We start from the raw sequence: 17288 nt of genomic DNA on the forward strand, positions 1-17288 counted from the left end.
GTCCAAAAATAAAAAACGCCCTGCACCAATCGAATGGTGCAGGGCGTTTTGTCTTTGCCGCCTACCGCTTAATGCGCAACCGGCATATCCCGGTTCAGCAAACCGGCAATCGCCGCCAGCAGCATGTCTTCCTGGAACGGCTTACCGAAGTAGGCATTCACACCCAGATCGAGCGCGTAGTTGCGGTGCTTGTCCGCGGTACGCGAGGTGATCATGATGATCGGGATCTCGTTGGTGCTGCTGTTACCGCGAATGTTACGCGTCAAGTCGAAACCATCCATGCGCGGCATTTCGATATCGACCAGCATCAGGTCCGGCACCGTCTCTTGCAGGTGTTCGAGCGCATCGACGCCGTCCTTGGCCAGCACCACCTGATAGCCCTCGCGCTCGAGCAAACGCTGGGTCACTTTGCGCACGGTCAGCGAATCGTCGACCACCATGATGACAAAGTCCGCCGCCCGCGTCTCGGGCACCACCGCCGCCGTTTCCACGACAACGCGCTGACGCATTTGCGGATGATGGTCAAGGTGATGCGACAAGGCCACCGGATTAAGAATCAGCACGATATCGCCCGAACCGAGCACCGTTGCACCGGAAATGCCGATCATGCGCGACAACTGCGGTCCGATATTCTTAATAACGACCTCGCGGTTGCCCTGGATATCGTCAACCTGCACCGCCAGGCGGTCGGCGCCGCTTTTGAGCACCATCACCGGACAGGAACGCTGCGACAGCGGACGCGCTTCGGCATCGCCCAGCAAGGTCGGCAGATAATGCAGCGCCACCTTCTGGCCCTGGAACTCCACGAAACCTTCGGCGTGCGCGGCGTTGACGGCCGCTTCTTTCATCTGCAGTACCTGCTCCACCAGGATCGATGGCAGCGCAAACGTCTTGGTACCGCTGGTGGTCAGCACGACCTGGGTGACCGCAAGGGTCAGCGGCAGGTGAATCGTGAAGCGCGCGCCCTTGCCGGCTTCGGTGGCAATCGCCACCCGGCCGCCAAGCGCTTGCGCCTGCGAGCGCACCACGTCCATACCCACGCCGCGGCCGGCCAGTTCGGTCAGCGCATCGGCGGTCGAGAAGCCTGGTTCGAAAATCAGGTCGGCCGCCTCGGCGTCGGTGACGGTGGCATTCGGTGCCAGCAGGCCGTTTTCACGGGCCTTGGTGCGAATACGCGCCAGGTCGAGACCTGCGCCGTCATCGTTGAACTGGATGACCACCTCGTTACCCTGCTGGCTGACCTGGATCAGCAGCTCGCCCGTTTCGGCCTTGCCGGCCGCGCCGCGGCGTGCACGCGATTCGATACCGTGCACGATGGCGTTACGCAGCAAGTGCTCGAACGGCGCGGCCATCTGTTCCAGAACGCTGCGGTCGATTTCGACCGTGCCACCCCGGATATCCAGATTGACCCGTTTGTCGATTTCTTTCGCAGTCTGGCGCGCCACGCGGAACAGACGTTCCGACAGGCTGGCAAACTGCACCATCCGCACCCGCATCAGATCCTGCTGCAGATCGCGCGTCAGGCGCGACTGCACGTTCAAGTCGTCGGTGGCGCCGTCGACCGTGCGCGTCAAACTTTCGTGGAACGACGCAACGTCGTTCACCGATTCGGCCATCATCCGCGTCAGTTCCTGCAAGCGGGTGAAGCGGTCGAATTCGAGCGGATCGAATTCGCGTTCGCTGGAAATCGACATGCGCGACGAAATCTGCGATTCCGCCTGCATCTCGACTTCGCGCAGCTGGCGACGCAAGCGCCCAAGATTGTCCGAGAAGTCGCTCAGCGACGCCTTCAGGGTCGAGATCTGGCTCTCCAGCTTCGAACGTGTGATCGACACTTCACCTGCCTGGTTGACCAGGCGGTCGAGGATGTCGGCGCGCACGCGCACCAGCGGCGTACGGGTTTGCGCGGCGTGCGCATCGTCCACGCTGCCGGCGGTCGCCGCAGCCAGGCCTGGCACCGGCACGACGCCGAGGGCAGGCTGCTGCAGTTGTTCGAACAGCAGGAGCGCGTGATCGTAGTTGGCCATCAGTTCGTCGAACGCGGCTGGCGTCGACGTTCCGGCGTGGACCATGTTCTCGATCTGCGTTTCGATCTCGTGGGTGTGCTGACCGAGGCGCATCGCACCGGCCATCCGTGCACTGCCCTTGACCGTGTGCAAGGTACGCAGAAGCTGCTGTACCGGGCTGGTATCGGACGGATTCTGCTGCCACTTGCGCAGGTTGTTGCCGATTTCCGGCAACAGGTCGGTACCCTCTTCCAGGAACACCGGCAGCAGGTCGACGTCAAGGTCATCGGCGAAGGCCGTTTCAGGCACCGCAGGCACGGCTGGCGTGTCCGATTCAGGTTGCAGCAAGGCTTCGAGCAGAGGCACGTGGGCCGTCATCGGCTGCATCGGTACAACCGGCGCCGGTGCTGGTACTGGCTCTGGCTCTGGCTCTAGCTCCGCCACCGCTTCGACGGCCGGCTCGGCTTCGGCCACCGGCTCCTCGATCACTGCTTCCTCAACCAGCGGCTCGGCTTCAAGCGCAGCTTCTTCGATCAGGGCTTCTTCAACCAAGGGCTCCGCTTCGAGCACCGGCTCGTCGAACACCGGTGCGGCTTCGATGACCGCTTCCGCTTCGATCACCGGCTCGTCGAATACCGGTTCGGCTTCGATCACGGCTTCCGCTTCGAGCACCGGCTCGTCGAATACCGGTTCGGCTTCGATCACGGCGTCGGCTTCGATCACCGGCTCGTCGAACACAGGTTCGGCTTCGATCACGGCTTCGGCTTCGATCACCGGCTCGTCGAATACCGGTTCGGCTTCGATCACGGCGTCGGCTTCGATCACCGGCTCGTCGAACACAGGTTCGGCCTCGATCACAGCTTGCGCTTCGATCACCGGCTCGGCTTCGGGCACTGCCTCGTGGTGTTCTTCCACCAGCGGCTGCGCCGGTTCCGGATTGTCCAGCAACGGCACATCGAACGGATCGTCCTCGCCGAACAGGGCGTCGATCGCGTCGACTTCCGGCGCGGACGGGGTCTGCGCCACGGCAGATTCGCGTTCCGGCATCACTGGCGGCTCGGCCACCAGGCTGTCGAGCGTCTCGGCAAACAGGCCATCGAGACGGCGTGCCAGGTCTTCGTCGGCGCCCGCGTACACGGCGGCCGCTTCCTGGGCCGCGAGCTGCTCGCGCAGTACGTGCAGGCGTGCCACCAGATCCGGTTCGGCCGGCGCCAGTTCGCCGAGCGCAAAGCGCTGCAGCATGTGGCGCACGCGCTCGATGGTTTCGTCGAGCAGGTCGCGCTGGGCTTCGTCGAAGACCGGGGCTGGGCTCTTGAGCACCATCTCGACTTCGTACGCGATTTCGCGCAGGGCGTGGAAGCCCACCGTGGCCGAGGTGCCGGCCAAGGTATGCGCGGCTTTTTCAGCTTCTGGCGTGACCTGGCGCTGCGGCTCGTGGCGCCATTCGGCGAAGTCCTGGCTCAACAAACGAACCAGTTCGTCCGTCTCGGCGAGGTAAATGTTATACAGCGGCAGCGGGATTTCGAGTTCGCCAATGCGCTTGGTGTTGTCGTCGGCCGCGGCCAGAGTGCCCGGGACCGGGAAGTCGATGACATTGCCCGGCGCCGCGCCCTCCGTGGCCGGCAGGGCGATGATGTCGTCCAGGATCATCGGCTCGAACGAGTCGTCGATCGCGAAGTGTTCGTCGTGATGCTCGTCCACAGGCGTTGCCGCCTGCGCCGGCTCGTCGGCCACGCCTTCGGCCGGCGTCGCGTCCATCGAGAAGGCTTCGCCATGCTGCACCCGTTCGGCGGCGGCGACCAGCGCTTCGCTGGTGCGCTGCGAGCTGCCGGTAGTTGCCAGCTGCTCGACCCAGACGGTCATGTCGGTGGTGGCGCGCGTGAGCAGCGCCAGCAGGTTGGCGTCGGCCGCGCGTTCTTCCGACAACCACAGGTTCATCACTTTTTCGACGGCGGCGGCGCCTTCGGCGAAATTGTTCAGGCCAACCATGCGGCCGCTGCCCTTGAGCGTGTGGAAGGAGCGCCGCAGCATCGTCAGCGTTTCCATATTCGTCGGCATGCTTTGCGCCGCCGGCAGGGTCGAGCCGACAAAGGCCAGCACTTCCTGCGCTTCGGAGATGAAAATCTCAAGCAGCTCGGCTTCGATTTCGTCGTCGCCCGGCGGCGCGGGTGCTGCCACCACCACCACCGGTGCCCTGACTTCTTCGTCGACCACCTCCGGCGCCGCCAGCGCAGGCGCCTCGGCGACCGGCACGGCCGGGATCTCGATCACCGGGTCCTGGTCGAATTGCGATTCGCCATGCGCCTGCTTTTCGAACGGAACGGCGCGCAGCATGCCGTCGTTGCTGTCGAAGGTGAAGCGCTCGCGCGCCTCGTCGACGTTCTTGGCCAGCATGTCGACAAAAAAGCCCAGCGCGCCGACGTTTTGCGCGATGTTCTGCAGCGACGCGGCTTCGAGTTCGGCATTGCCTTCGGCCGCGGCCAAGGTACGCACCGCATCCTTGACGTGCAGGGCGGCGCGCATCGCGTCTTCCTGGTCGAGGATGGCGACGGCGCCCTGCAATTGGTGCAGCACCGGATCGATCTGGGCCAGGGTGGCGCGCTTGCTGGTGTCGGAGTAGTAATCGTCGAGGACTTTTTCGACCTGGCGCAGGCCGTTTTTCATTTCGGCGGCCAGCACGGCGACGGTTTGCTCGTGCTGGATGCGGCGTGACAGGTCGCCCTGCCATTGCGGCGCTTCGGGCGGCGTTTCGCCGGCACCGATGGCTTGCAGACGCGCGCCGATCACTTCGGCGTGGGCGTCGAAATCGTCCGGCAACTGGCGGATTTTATCGAGGCTGTTCTCGACGAACAGCATGGCGGTCGCCATTTCGAGACTGAACACGCTGTTGCGCTTGGAGGCGGCCGAATCTTTGGTAACGCGCACCATCTGGTGCTGCAGGCGCGCCAGCGCCGGAGCGCCCAGCTTTTCGCCGGCCGCGGCCAGGGTGGCCAGCAGTTCTTCGAATTCGGTTTCCAGCGCCGCCAGCGGTTCGACCGAGAGTCGGTCCCAGTTGCTCTTGGCCTTGGCCAGCGCTTCCTTGGCGGTTTTCAGCGCCTCGGCGTCGATGCGGCCGTAGCGGCGCGTATCGTAATCGGCCGGCACCATGCCGTCCAGATGATAGGCGCGGCGCAGGGCCAGCGCCGTCGGCGGCGGATTGGGCACGGCGGCCATGAAGAACAGGGCGTCGCGCAGCATCGTTTCGGGCAGGCTGACCTGGCCTTGCGAGAGGCGGCGGATCTGCAGATTGATCAGGCCGAAGAGCTGCTTGACATACAGGTCGCTGGCCAGATGGCCTTCGGTCACCAGTTCGGCAAAGCCCTGCATCGCCATCCAGAAGGTGCGCGGCAAGGGCTGGTCCTGGGCGTCGGCCACATGGGCGATCGCTTCGAGCAGCACTTGCGCGTGCTGTTGCTGGCCTGCCTGGTCCGGGCTTTTCAGGAACGGCAGCAGCGCTTTTTCAAAGCGCGTGCGGCAGGCCGCGTAATCCGGCGCGCTGTCGGGCGCCACGTGGCGCTTGAGCGACACCGGCGCCGACAGGTCGGCGAAAAACAGGTCGGCCGGGTGAATCCGGTCGGCGCCCAGCATTTCCTTGAGCGCGCGGTAGTAGGGGAACAGACGCGCCGGCTGCTGTGGCGCGCCCGAAAGCAGTTCTTCGAGATACTCGATCACCGCCTGGTAAGCGTGGGCGATGACTTGCGCGCGCTCTGGCGTGCAGTCGAGCAGGCCATCCTTGAAGCGGTCCAGCGCGTTTTCCGCGGCCTCGGTCATGGCGCCGGCGCCATCGACATCGACCATCTGCAAGGCGCCGTGCGCCTGGTGCAGATAGGCTTTCGCATGCTTGAGCGAACTTGCCTGGGCTTCCGCCGTATGCTCCGCCGCCTCTGCCAGCGCGGTGTTGGAGCGGCCCAGCGCATCGCGGATCTCGCTCATGACCCAGGACAGCGGTCCTGTGTCGAACTGCGGTACGTGCGAATTGTCAGTAGTGGTCATGCTTACCTTGATAAATCAACCGGGTTCTCAAGCCACCACGCGGAAGCGCGATACCGAGTTTTTCAGTTCCTGCGCCAGCAGCGACAGCTGGCGAATCGATTGTGCGGTTTGCTGGGTACCGTCCTGGGTATTCTCGGTCACCGACAGGATGTGCTGAATGTTGTGCGCCACATCGTTCGCCGATGTCGCCTGCAGCTCCGTCGCAAACGAAATGCCCTGAATCAGTTCCGCAAGGCGGTTCGAAACGCGTGAAATGTCGGACAGCGCGGCACCCGCGGCATCGGACAGCCTGGCTCCCTCGACCACACCCTGCGTCGATTTTTCCATAGCGGCCACCGCATCGTGGGTATCGGTCTGAATGGTACGCACCAGCGCGCCGATCTGTTTTGCCGCTTCCGCCGAACGTTCCGCCAGTCGCTGAACCTCTTCCGCAACCACCGAGAAGCCGCGACCCGCTTCGCCGGCCGATGCCGCCTGAATCGCCGCGTTCAGCGCCAGTACGTTGGTCTGTTCGGTAATGTCGGAAATCAGTTCGGTGATCTCGCCAATCTCCTGGGACGATTCGCCCAGTCGCTTGATTCGTTTCGAGGTTTCCTGGATCTGCTCGCGAATTTCGTGCATACCCTTGATCGAGTTTTCCACCGCCGTCGAACCTTGCAATGCCGCCGCAACCGACTGGCGCGCAACCTCCGCCGATTCATTCGCCGACTTCGATACGTCGGTAATTTCGTTCGCCATTTTCAGAACCGTCTCGGACGCTTCCTGAATCTCGCGCGACTGCTGCTCGGTCGCCGCCAGCAGGTCGGTCGAAATATTCTGTGCGTTGGTCGATGCGGAAGTCACCTGTTCGGCCGTGGTCGTGACGCGTTCCACCAGCCCGCGCAGCTCTTCCACCGTGTAGTTCACCGAGTCAGCGATCGCGCCGGTGATGTCTTCCGACACCGTTGCGTGCACGGTCAAGTCACCATCCGCCACTTCCTGCAGTTCGTTCATCAGGCGCAAAATAGCGGCCTGATTCTGGTCGTTGGTCGCTTTCGCTTCTTCTTCCTTCGACTGCGCCAGCTGGCGCATCGATTCCGCTTCCTGGCGACGCGCATCGGCGCCGCGGGCACGGGTACGGGAGTCTTGCAGCATGACGCGGGCGATACTGACGCCGACGGCCAGGGTGAACATGGTGGCCAGGGCCATCACCCAGAACCAGACATTGTTCGAATCCTGCTCGGTACGAAAGCCTACCTGCACCTTGGTCAGCAGCGCCTTGACTTCTTCGTTCTCGTAAAAGATCGACTGTTCGGCGCCCTTGGCGGCCGTGAATTTCGGCAGGTTGTCGAGGATCGAGGCCACCAGTTTCTGGTAGGTGTCGAACTTCGATTTGATCAGTTCGAGCTTGATCCGCAGTTCAGCGTCGCGCGTGGCCGCCAGCTGCATGGTCTCGTTCCCGTTCAGGAAGCCTTCGACCGTGGTACGGAAGGTCGTGGTGTCGCGGCCCAGCTGGAACGCGGTTTCGGAACGGATACCGCCGGAGGTCAGGAATTCGCTGGCGCTGCGCGAGAGGCGCTGGGTCAGCATCATCAGACGGCCGATGGCAGCCAGTTCGCGCGGCGTGCCGCCGCGCTGGACTTTTTCGTTGAGCAGTTCCTCGGTCATCGACAACAGCTCTGGCGAGAGCGTGTCGAGCTGGCGCAGGGTCTTTTCAAAACCGGTCAGTTCCGGCTTCATGCGCAAAATGGTGCCTGCGGAATTGTCGGAGGTAACCCACTTGGTTTTCGCAGCGGCGATCAGCTTGTTCATGCTGGCCGGTGGCGTCGGCAGCGTTACGCCGCCGATCTTGCCGCCGCGCTGGAGCGCGTTCAGGTCGGCCGTCAGCTGGACGCGGCTTTGATCGAGCTGCATGAACGCTTCCGGGTTACCCTGGATCGCGTTAGGTGCCGCTTTACCGATACGCTGGGAGTGCATCAGCGCGTCGGATGCGATCTGCGTCTGGGCCGATGCGTCGGAACTACTGGCCGCGTTGCGCCACAGCGCCACCACGGTGACCAGGATGCCGGCCACGAACACCATCAGCAAAATGCGCAGCTGGCGCGGCAAGGACAGGTGGCCGATCAGCGGCAGGCGCGCTTCGCTACCGCCGTCGTCGTCGTCGCCGCCGCCTCGCTTGCGGCCCATGATGTTGGCCAGACGCAGTTCGTCGTGCTGATCGAGCTCGGCGCGCAGACTATCGTCCACCACCTCGCGCGCCGGCGCAGGCGCGCTATCGTCCTTGTTCAAGGCCGCAGCCTCCAGGTCGGGACCGAATTCAGTATCCGGTACCGGCTCACCCTTTGGGGTACTCTTCCATGCAAATCCCATTCCAGCTCCCAGTTTCTTAAGGTATGGCCACTTATGACTGCGGCTTAAAATCCAACGTGCAAAAACCGCGCATCGGTGACGAGGGCCGCCAGGTCGAGCGGGATCCATTCGTTTGCATCGGTATCGCGTAATCTGTCGCCGATCACTTCCATGTCGCCGGCGTGGCGCAGGCCGTACACCCGGGCCACCAGCAGGCCGCAGTTAAAGCCCAGGTGGGTGGCCAGGGTGACGATCCGGCTGTCCGGGCCGGTCACCGTTTCGGCACCTCCCTGGAAGCGCGCGAAATCGATCAGGCCGACCAGATTGCCCCGGATATTGGCCAGGCCAAGGTACCAGGGCTGGGTCAGCGGCACCACCGTCACCGGCGGGATCGGCACGATTTCGCCGGCCTGGGTCAGGTCGAGCAGGAAGCGCTCGGCGCCGATCAGCACGCCCAGTTGATTGACGCGCGCACCGCTATTGGTACGGGCCGCCTGCATGCGTTCGAGCAGCTGCACCTGGTACTGGCGCAAGCGGGTGCGGCGGCCGGCGCCGTCCGACGGGGCGGAGGCGACTGGGGCGAAATCGACGTCGCTCACGTTCAGGCGCCGCCGAGGGCAGCGATTTTCGCCAGCAGCAGTTCGGCATCGACCGGCTTGACCATGTAGTCGCGCGCACCCTGGCGCAAGCCCCAGACGCGGTCGGTTTCCTGGTTCTTGCTGCTGCAAATGATGATTGGCACGTCACCCAGGTCCGGGTCGCGCGCGATGGTGCGGGTGACCTGGAAGCCATTGGCGCCGGGCATGACCACATCCATGAGGATCAATTCAGGTTTGTCTTCCTTGATCTTGAGCAGCGCTTCCTCGCCGTTTTCGGCGGTGGTTACGGTGAAGCCGGCTTTGACCAGGATATCGGTCAGGTAGTAACGCTCGGTCGGGGAATCATCGACGATCAGGATTTTTTGTATGGCCACGGTAGGCTCCAGAGATATTATTTTGAGTCGGCGTCGGCAGTATGTTCGCGCACCGCGCTGAGCAGACTGTCTTTGCTGAAGGGTTTGGTAAGATAGGCGGAAGAACCAACCATCAGGCCGCGGGCGCGGTCGAACAGGCCATCCTTCGATGAGAGCATCAGCACCGGGGTGGCGTGAAAACGCGCGCTGCGCTTGATCAGCGCGCACGTCTGGTAGCCATCGAGGCGTGGCATCAGGATGTCGCAGAAAATCAGCGACGGATGATGGTCGTTAATCTTGGCGAGGGCATCGAAACCATCTTCGGCCAGCACCACCTGATACCCGGCCTGGGTGAGAAAAATCTCGGCCGAACGACGGATCGTGCTGCTGTCGTCGATCACCATGATTTTCAGTACATTCGGTTGCGGCAATGTCGTCATTTTCAATTTCACTCAGCATGAACCTGAACGATATCATAGGGCAACCCTTTTGTCCCCTTAATGTTGCGGCCAGTCAACATGTGTCTGCAATAAGCCTCATGGCGATTAGATAACAGTCATTTCGAAGTCATCTTTACGGGCGCCGCACTCGGGACAAGTCCAGTTCATCGGCACGTCGGCCCAGCGGGTGCCGGGGGCGATGCCTTCTTCCGGGATGCCGGCGGCCTCGTCGTAGACCCAGCCGCAGATCAGGCACATCCAGGTCTGGAAAGCGGCGCCCGCGGCGCCGGTTGTTTCAATGCTGCTCACGTTGACTACCCTTCTATCTAGTAAAATGACGAATCAGGCATCTTAATCTACCGGCCGTGCAAATCCAAACTTCTCCTCTGATCTTAACGTTCGGCGTGTCCGACCCCATAGGCGCCGTCGGCATCCAGGCCGACCTGGCGTGTTTTTCGGCCTTAGGCTGCCACGGCCTGTCGGTCACCACCGGCATTCTCATTGCCGACACCGCGCGGGTCGAAGACCTGCAGGAAGTCGACGCCGACTGGGTCTGCGACCAGGCCCGCGTGGTCCTCGAAGACATGACGGTGGCGGCCTTCAAGGTGGGCGCCCTGAGCAGCGTCGAACAAGCCTCGGCGATCGCCGAAATCGTGTCCGACTATCCGGACGTGCCGCTGATCCTCGACCCGTTTTTATCGAGCCTGCCCGACTCCGGCCTGGCCGATGACGACATGCTGGTCGCGATCCGCCAGATCCTGGTGCCGCAGGCGAGCGTGCTGCTGCTCACCCAGGTGGAACTGGCGCGCATGGCCGAGACCTGGCGCGACGGCGGCGGCGACATGCTCAAGGAAGACGTGGCTGAGCTGACCGGCATGGGCTGCGAGTACGTGCTGGTCAAATGCACCTCGACCAGCGGCAACGGCGCCGCGGCGCAGCTGACCAACACCCTGTTCGACGAAAACGGCGTGGTCGGCACCTTCAACTGGCAGCATTTCCCGGGGCCGTTCGTGGGCGCCGGCAGCACCTTGTCGGGCGCGCTGGCCGCACTGATGGCGCGCACGATCCACGCCGGCGACGCCGTCGATACCGTCGATGCCATCCAGGCGGCCCAGGAATTTACCGTCGGCGCGCTGGCCAACGCGCAGCGCTTCGGCATGGGCAAACTGGTTCCCAACAAATTTTTCGCCCACCCTATTCCTCCATCGAGCAAGCCATGACCACAGACTCCCTGAATACCACGCTGTTCGCGCGCGCCCAGAAAACCACCCCGGGCGGCGTCAATTCGCCGGTGCGCGCCTTTAAATCGGTGGGCGGCACGCCGCGCTTCATCACCCGCGCCGAAGGCCCCTACTTCTGGGATGCCGACGGCAAGCGCTACATCGACTACATCGGTTCCTGGGGTCCGGCCATCGTCGGCCACGCCCATCCGGAAGTGGTGAAAGCGGTGCAGGACGCGGCCGCGCGCGGCCTCTCGTTCGGCGCCCCGACCGAAGGCGAGATCCTGATGGCCGAGGAAATCTGCCGCCTGGTGCCGTCGATCGAGCAGGTGCGCCTGGTGTCGTCGGGCACCGAGGCGACCATGAGCGCGCTGCGCCTGGCGCGCGGCGCCACCGGACGCGACAAGATCGTCAAGTTCGAGGGTTGCTACCACGGCCACGCCGATTCCCTGCTGGTCAAGGCCGGCAGCGGCTTGCTGACTTTCGGTAACCCGACCTCGGCCGGCGTGCCGGAAGACTTCGTCAAGCACACCCTGGTCCTCGACTATAACAATGTGGCCCAGCTGGAAGACGCGTTCGAATCGATGGGCGACACCATCGCCTGCGTGATCGTCGAACCGGTGGCCGGCAATATGAACCTGATCAAGGCCACGCCGGAATTCTTGCGCGCCATGCGCGAGCTGTGCACCAGGCACGGCGCGATCCTGATTTTCGACGAAGTCATGTGCGGTTTCCGCGTGGGCCTGGGCGGGGCGCAGGAACTGTACGACATCGTGCCGGACCTGACCGCGCTGGGCAAGGTCATCGGCGGCGGCATGCCGGTGGCGGCCTTCGGCGGGCGCGCCGAGCTGATGCAGAATATGGCGCCGATCGGGGCCGTGTACCAGGCCGGCACCCTGTCGGGCAATCCGGTGGCGGTGGCGGCGGGCATGACCACGCTCAGGCTGATCCAGGAACCGGGCTTCTACGAGAAGCTGACGGCGCAGACGGCCAGGCTGGCGGCCGGGCTGGCGCAAGCGGCCAGGGACGCGGGCGTGACCTTCTGTGCCGATTCGGTGGGCGGCATGTTCGGGATTTATTTCAGCGCAGAAGTGCCGGGCAGTTATGCCGAGATGATGGCGGGCGATAAAAGCCGCTTCAATGCGTTTTTCCACGCGATGCTGGACGAAGGCGTGTACTTTGCCCCGGCCGCGTTCGAGGCGGGCTTTGTCTCGGCGCAGCACGATGACGCGGTGATCGACGAGACCATTGCGGCGGCGCGCCGGGTGTTTGCCAGGCTGGCGTAAGCCCGGCGGGCGGGCGGCTACTGTGCAGTAGCCGCCCGCTACCGGCTGTATTACTGGCCGCTGATGTTGTAGCCAATCTTGGTTTCGATCGTGCGCACGCGATAGAACAGGACGTCCGTCGCACCCGCCGGGATCACCTTCGGAACCGTGTCCCACGTCTGGGCACGCATCTGCGCCATGGCGGCCAGCACGGCGGCCTTGTCGGTTCCCTTGTTGCTGGCCTGGTCGGGCAGCGGCTGAGCCCCGTTGTGCCGCATCAGGCTGAACCCGACCGTGCCGGAACCGACCCCGTAGGAACGGCGGTAATAGGTGGTACCGCCTTTATCGTTGGCCGACACGCCCATGAACAGCGCCTTGGTGGATGGCAATTCGTTCCTGACCTCGATGCCAAGTGCCGGCGACGCCATTTCGTAGGACAAGCCCATAACCGTCAACTGGCCGGCGAAGCCGTCCACGATAATGGATGCGCCGGCCGGCGTGGGCGGCGTGGTATTGGCCGGGGTGTACTCCGGCGGCGCGATGTGTCCGCCGAGGTAGGTGAAGTTGCCGGACGTTGCGCGCAGCATCGGGTCGCTTGTGAAGTTGTTGTAGCCGGTTTCGAACCAGGTATCGGCCAGCATGACATTGCTGTTGTTAACGGTAACCGGGCCGATCACCCCCGAACCGATCGCCAGCACGCTGGCGGCGCCGCTGGCGTTAATCTTCTTGATGCCGGTGCTGTGCTGGAACTCGACCTTGGTCGAGGCCAGTTTGGACAGGTTGACCACGCCGTTCATGCCGCCGTCAAACAGAATCCGCCCACCGGCCTGGTCGGCATTGTCGAGCTCCACCGCCGTCACGGTGTAGCCGTTCGAAAACAAGCTCAACTCACGGATGGTCGCCAGGCTCGGCCCGCTCAGGCGCAGCAGCGGCCTGTTGCCCAGTTTGTCCCCCGCCATGAGGCGGGTGGCGATGCCGTCGCCGACGATCTGGATGCGGCGGCCGGCCGGAATCTCGAGCGGCGCATCGATCAAGTACGTGGCGCGTCCGAAATGCACGATCGGGTTGGGGTCCGTGCTGGCGAGCGCCTGTTTGATGACGCCCTGGATCGTCGCCGTCGTGGTCTCGTTGACGTACGTGGTTTTATTGGTCGCCACCGGCACCTCGAACACCTTGCGCCCCATGTTCACGGCCGTGCGCGGCAGCGCCGGCAGCACGCTCGGGATGGCGCCGCGGGGGACCGTCGTCGTGTCGTAGAAGGTGAGCAGATTCGGCTGCGGCACCGTCCTGTCCGATGGCGAGTGGGTGCCGGCGAACTGCGGCGCTCCCGCGTTGGCGACGGTGACCTTGTTGCCGACCAGGACAATGCCACTGCCCGGGGCTTCGGCGTTATTGCTTTGCTGAATCAGCGGTGCGGTGGCGCCCACCGGGCTCAGGATCTGGTTGTCGATCATGACCAGGGGGCCGACGTTGCCGATGAAATCGGCGATGAATCGACCCGATGATTGAGAATGCGGTTGTTTTTCAGGATCAAGGCGCGGCCATTTCTGCCCGCCAGGTTCGCATGGAGGAAGCGCTGCGAACCGACCGACACGTTGTTGTGCATCGAGTGCCAGCGCACAGTACCAACATGGATGTCGGCGAACGTCGAGCGCTGGAACAGATTGCGGTAAACGTGAATGTTGCCGCCCCCTTCCGATGGTCCCACCAATGCGTTGGTCACGCCGCGTGCGCAGTCGGTGAATTCGGAATCCATGACCCACCAGTCGAGCGCGTTGAAGCTTTCGCTGCTGACGCCGGCGACCGTGTTGCGGATGAACTTGGTGCGCTTGACCGAGCCTTCCGAGTCCAGATTGTTGTACTCGCCGGCGACCCAGTCGGTGCCGGGGTGGCTGGCCTTGGTGCTGCTGGAGCCGCAGCAGCCGGCGACGATGCCCACGCCCATATCGACGAAGACCTCATCGACGTGCTCCGGGCTGGCGCCGTATTGCGGCGTCTTCTTGTTCCACCAGTGGGCCACGCCGATGCCGGCCTTCTTCCTGCCGTCCCATGTCAGGCGCGCGTATTTGCCGCCGAAGACGCCGTCGGCGATCAGCATCGTGCCGCCCGCCGGGCCGTCCCAGGCGATGACGCTGGTGGCCGGGTTCTGGCCGACCAGGCTGGCGCCGAACTGGTTCTTGGAGACCAGCGTTTTGGTGATGCGGTAGGTGCCAGCCGGGAAATACAGGACGGCCGGGGAACCGGGCTTCTCGATTTTCCAGCCGTCGACGTTGTTAATATACTTGTTCATGTCGTCCAGGGCTCTCTGCAACGCGTCCGTGTCGTCGGCCTTGCCGTCGCCGACGGCGCCATAGGCCTTCACGTCGCCCCAGCTGGCGAACGGGCCGACCGCTTCCTCGGCGGTGACGCTGACCGACAGTGTCGGCGCCTCGGCTGCAAACGCCGCAGTGGGGCTGGCAAGCAATGCCGAAGCCAAGGATAAAGAGAGTAAGGGGATGATTTTCATGATTAACCTATAGGAGAAAAACCAGGGCTAAGATGCATGGCGCCGGCGCGGGCGCGGGCGTTGGATATGGCAAAAAAAGACACTTTGCTTTTTTTGCAATTCATCATACGCTGTTTTTCCAACTCCGGCAGAGGAAATAAATGGCCGCAAGGAATCAATCTGACTAGTCAGACAGAGGGATCATTTTTCGAGGGGGGGGAAGATCAGCCAGCGCAGGAGGTGCCAGGCCGTGAGCGGGGAAACCATCCTGGCGGCGCGCCGGGTGCTTGCCAAGCTGGGGTCAACACGTCGTTCGCGCCAGGGCTGGGCGCCCCGCGGGAACGACAGGGTACTATTTGAGCCAGCCCCGGCGCAAGAACACCCACACCGGCGAAATCATCGACGCCACCATCAGGGTCAAGGCCAGCGGATAGCCGTACTGCCACTCCAGCTCCGGAAAACTCTTGAAGTTCATGCCGTAAATACTGGCGATCAGGGTCGGCGGCAGGAAGGCCACCGAGGCCACCGAAAAAATCTTGATGATCTTGTTCTGGTTAATGTTGATGAAGCCGACCGTGGCATCCATCAGGAAGTTGATTTTGTCGAACAGGAAGGATGTGTGGCCGTCCAGGGATTCGATGTCGCGCAGAATCTGGCGCGCTTCCTCGAACTGCTCGGCGTTGAGCAAGCGTCCGCGCATCAGGAAACTGACCGCGCGCCGCGTATCCATCATGTTGCGCCGGATGCGCCCGTTCAAATCTTCTTCGCGCGCGATCGCGTTCAGGGCGTCGGCCGCGTCTTTATCGGTGAATTCTTTTTGCAGCACCAGCCCGCTGACTTCTTCCAGATGCTGGTAAATCCCTTCCAGCGCATCGGCCGAATACTCGGCGTCGGTGGCGTACAGGTCGAGCAGCACATCCATGTAGTCGGCGATCGACCCGGGGCGCGAGCGCGCGCGCATGCGCACCAGGCGGAACACCGGCAAGTCGTCGGTGTGCACCGAAAACAGCATCTTGCGCGCGAGAATAAACGCAACCGTGACCACGCGCGAGGGGCCGTCGTCTTCTTCCAGCAGGAAATCGGTGCGCAGATGCAGGTCGCCGTTTTCCGCTTCGTAATAGCGGGCCGACGCTTCGATATCCTTGACTTCGTCTTCGCCCGGCAAGATCACGCCGTAGATTGTCTTGACCCAGGCCCGCTCGTCGTCGGTCGGGTCGGTCAGGTCGACCCAGACCGGCGCCACGTTTTCCAGATCCGCGCGGGACTCGATCGGTACCTGATTGAGTCGGCCATTTTGTAGGACAAATACGTTGATCATGCGCTTTCTCGGCCGGATTCAAAACAGCGCAAGTGTACCCGTTAGGCCTGAGCCCGGCCACCCCGAAACACTTAAATTGGCTCAGCGCAGCTGTTTTTCGATGATTTTGTCAATCGCCGGGTTCGAGCCCGGGGCTGCCTTCTCCACCGGCGGCTTTTTCGGTGCCTCGAAGCCCTTGGTCTCGTGGATCTCGATGACCTTGCTGGTGCGGTTGCCGGGCCTGCAATCGGTGTTGGAAATGACGGTCTTGCCGTTGATGATGCACTTGCGCATCACGCCATCGCCCTGACCGGTCACCTCATTGACAGCCTTCTTGGCCGAGTCGATCACCGTGCCGGCGGGGCTGGCACCGACCATCTTGCCGGCCTTGGCCGCGCCTTCGGCGAACAGATTGCGCTCGTAGCGCATGGAAAACAAGGCCGCCATGGCAAGCGCGGCCAGCACAGCCGAGCCGATGCCGACCCAGAACAGGGAAATGGCGCCTTCCTGGAAACGGCGGGGATGGAACATGGTCATCTCCTGGTGAAGGATTAGGGCAATTCCGCCGAACTCATGCGGTTGACGATCAAGGTGGTGCGCTGCGCTAGGTAGCTCGAACTGCGGTGCCGGTCGTAATAACGCGGATTGGGCAGCATCACGGCCAGTTTGGCGGCCTGCGCCACGCCCAGGTTGGCCGCGCTGGTACGGTAATAATAGCGCGAAGCCGCCTCGGCGCCGAAAATGCCGCGCCCGAATTCGGCCACGTTCAGGTAAATCTCCAGGATGCGCTGCTTGCTCATCACCGTTTCAAGCATGAAGGCGATGATCATTTCCTGGCCCTTGCGCAGGTAGCTGCGCGAGCCGGACAGGAACAGGTTCTTGGCCAGTTGCTGGGTAATGGTGGAACCGCCGCCGACCACCTTGTGCTTGCGGTTGTTGCGCTCGTAGGCTTTTTGCAGCGCTTCCCAGTCAACCCCGTCGTGCTCGGAAAAATTGGCGTCCTCGGACGCGATCACGGCCCGTTTCAGGTTCTCGGAAATGCGCTCGTAGGGCACCCATTGCTGCCGCAGCACGGCCTTGGGGTTTTTTTCGCGCATCAGCGCCAGCTGGTCGCTCATCATGCTGCTGGTCGAGGGATTGAACCAGGACCACCAGCACACCATCAAGAAGAAATACAGCTGGATCAGGACGATGAGCAGCAAGGGGCCGAGGAAGATCCACTTGACCCAGCGCCGCCCGCCCGCCTTGCCACCCTTGCTCATG

Annotated in this window: 13 protein-coding genes; 2 read left to right on the top strand and 11 right to left on the bottom strand. The window is 63.1% G+C overall.

Going from position 1 to position 17288, the window contains the following annotated elements; translation table 11 throughout:
• Window positions 1–68: 68 nt before the first annotated feature.
• The 6 genes from IV454_RS32640 to IV454_RS03130 form a co-directional block, all read right to left on the bottom strand.
• Window positions 69–6038 (bottom strand): hybrid sensor histidine kinase/response regulator, encoded by a 5970-nt coding sequence (locus IV454_RS32640; RefSeq protein ID WP_229522030.1) that lies wholly within the window; start codon window positions 6036–6038, stop codon window positions 69–71.
• Between the two features lie 27 nt (window positions 6039–6065).
• Window positions 6066–8387, bottom strand: a complete 2322-nt coding sequence (locus tag IV454_RS03110) for a methyl-accepting chemotaxis protein (protein WP_229522031.1) — start codon at window positions 8385–8387, stop codon at window positions 6066–6068.
• Between the two features lie 44 nt (window positions 8388–8431).
• Window positions 8432–8965 (bottom strand): chemotaxis protein CheW, encoded by a 534-nt coding sequence (locus IV454_RS03115; RefSeq protein WP_054268475.1) that lies wholly within the window; start codon window positions 8963–8965, stop codon window positions 8432–8434.
• Between the two features lie 2 nt (window positions 8966–8967).
• Window positions 8968–9339 (bottom strand): response regulator transcription factor, encoded by a 372-nt coding sequence (locus tag IV454_RS03120; RefSeq protein ID WP_054268474.1) that lies wholly within the window; start codon window positions 9337–9339, stop codon window positions 8968–8970.
• Between the two features lie 17 nt (window positions 9340–9356).
• Complete coding sequence (locus tag IV454_RS03125; RefSeq protein WP_054268473.1) at window positions 9357–9758, bottom strand: response regulator; 402 nt, start codon at window positions 9756–9758, stop codon at window positions 9357–9359.
• A 105-nt stretch (window positions 9759–9863) separates the two neighbouring features.
• Window positions 9864–10016: a rubredoxin gene (locus IV454_RS03130; protein WP_054268606.1), complete on the bottom strand. Its 153-nt coding sequence runs from the start codon at window positions 10014–10016 to the stop codon at window positions 9864–9866.
• Between the two features lie 107 nt (window positions 10017–10123).
• Here IV454_RS03130 and thiD point away from each other — a divergent pair, with 107 nt between their 5' ends.
• Entirely contained in the window at window positions 10124–10978 is an 855-nt protein-coding gene (gene thiD / locus IV454_RS03135) for a bifunctional hydroxymethylpyrimidine kinase/phosphomethylpyrimidine kinase (protein WP_206090251.1), read from the top strand.
• Entirely contained in the window at window positions 10975–12264 is a 1290-nt protein-coding gene (gene hemL, locus IV454_RS03140) for a glutamate-1-semialdehyde 2,1-aminomutase (protein ID WP_206090253.1), read from the top strand. The genes thiD and hemL overlap by 4 nt, the downstream gene beginning before the upstream one ends.
• Window positions 12265–12314: 50 nt before the next feature.
• Here the strand turns inward: hemL and IV454_RS32645 are convergent, their stop codons facing one another.
• The 5 genes from IV454_RS32645 to mtgA form a co-directional block, all read right to left on the bottom strand.
• Entirely contained in the window at window positions 12315–13697 is a 1383-nt protein-coding gene (locus IV454_RS32645; RefSeq protein ID WP_229522033.1) for a hypothetical protein, read from the bottom strand.
• Complete coding sequence (locus IV454_RS32650) at window positions 13694–14749, bottom strand: glycosyl hydrolase family 28-related protein (protein WP_229522035.1); 1056 nt, start codon at window positions 14747–14749, stop codon at window positions 13694–13696. The genes IV454_RS32645 and IV454_RS32650 overlap by 4 nt, the downstream gene beginning before the upstream one ends.
• Before the next feature lie 331 nt (window positions 14750–15080).
• Window positions 15081–16046, bottom strand: coding sequence for a magnesium/cobalt transporter CorA (gene corA, locus IV454_RS03150; protein WP_054268469.1), 966 nt, complete (start codon window positions 16044–16046; stop codon window positions 15081–15083).
• Window positions 16047–16127: 81 nt separating this feature from the next.
• On the bottom strand, window positions 16128–16556 hold the full coding sequence (locus IV454_RS03155) for a DUF4124 domain-containing protein (protein ID WP_206090255.1): 429 nt from the start codon (window positions 16554–16556) through the stop codon (window positions 16128–16130).
• A gap of 20 nt (window positions 16557–16576) precedes the next feature.
• On the bottom strand, window positions 16577–17287 hold the full coding sequence (mtgA, locus tag IV454_RS03160; protein WP_206090257.1) for a monofunctional biosynthetic peptidoglycan transglycosylase: 711 nt from the start codon (window positions 17285–17287) through the stop codon (window positions 16577–16579).
• Window position 17288: the final 1 nt, after the last annotated feature.

Source organism: Massilia antarctica (genome assembly GCF_015689335.1).
GTDB lineage: Bacteria > Pseudomonadota > Gammaproteobacteria > Burkholderiales > Burkholderiaceae_D > Telluria_A > Telluria_A antarctica.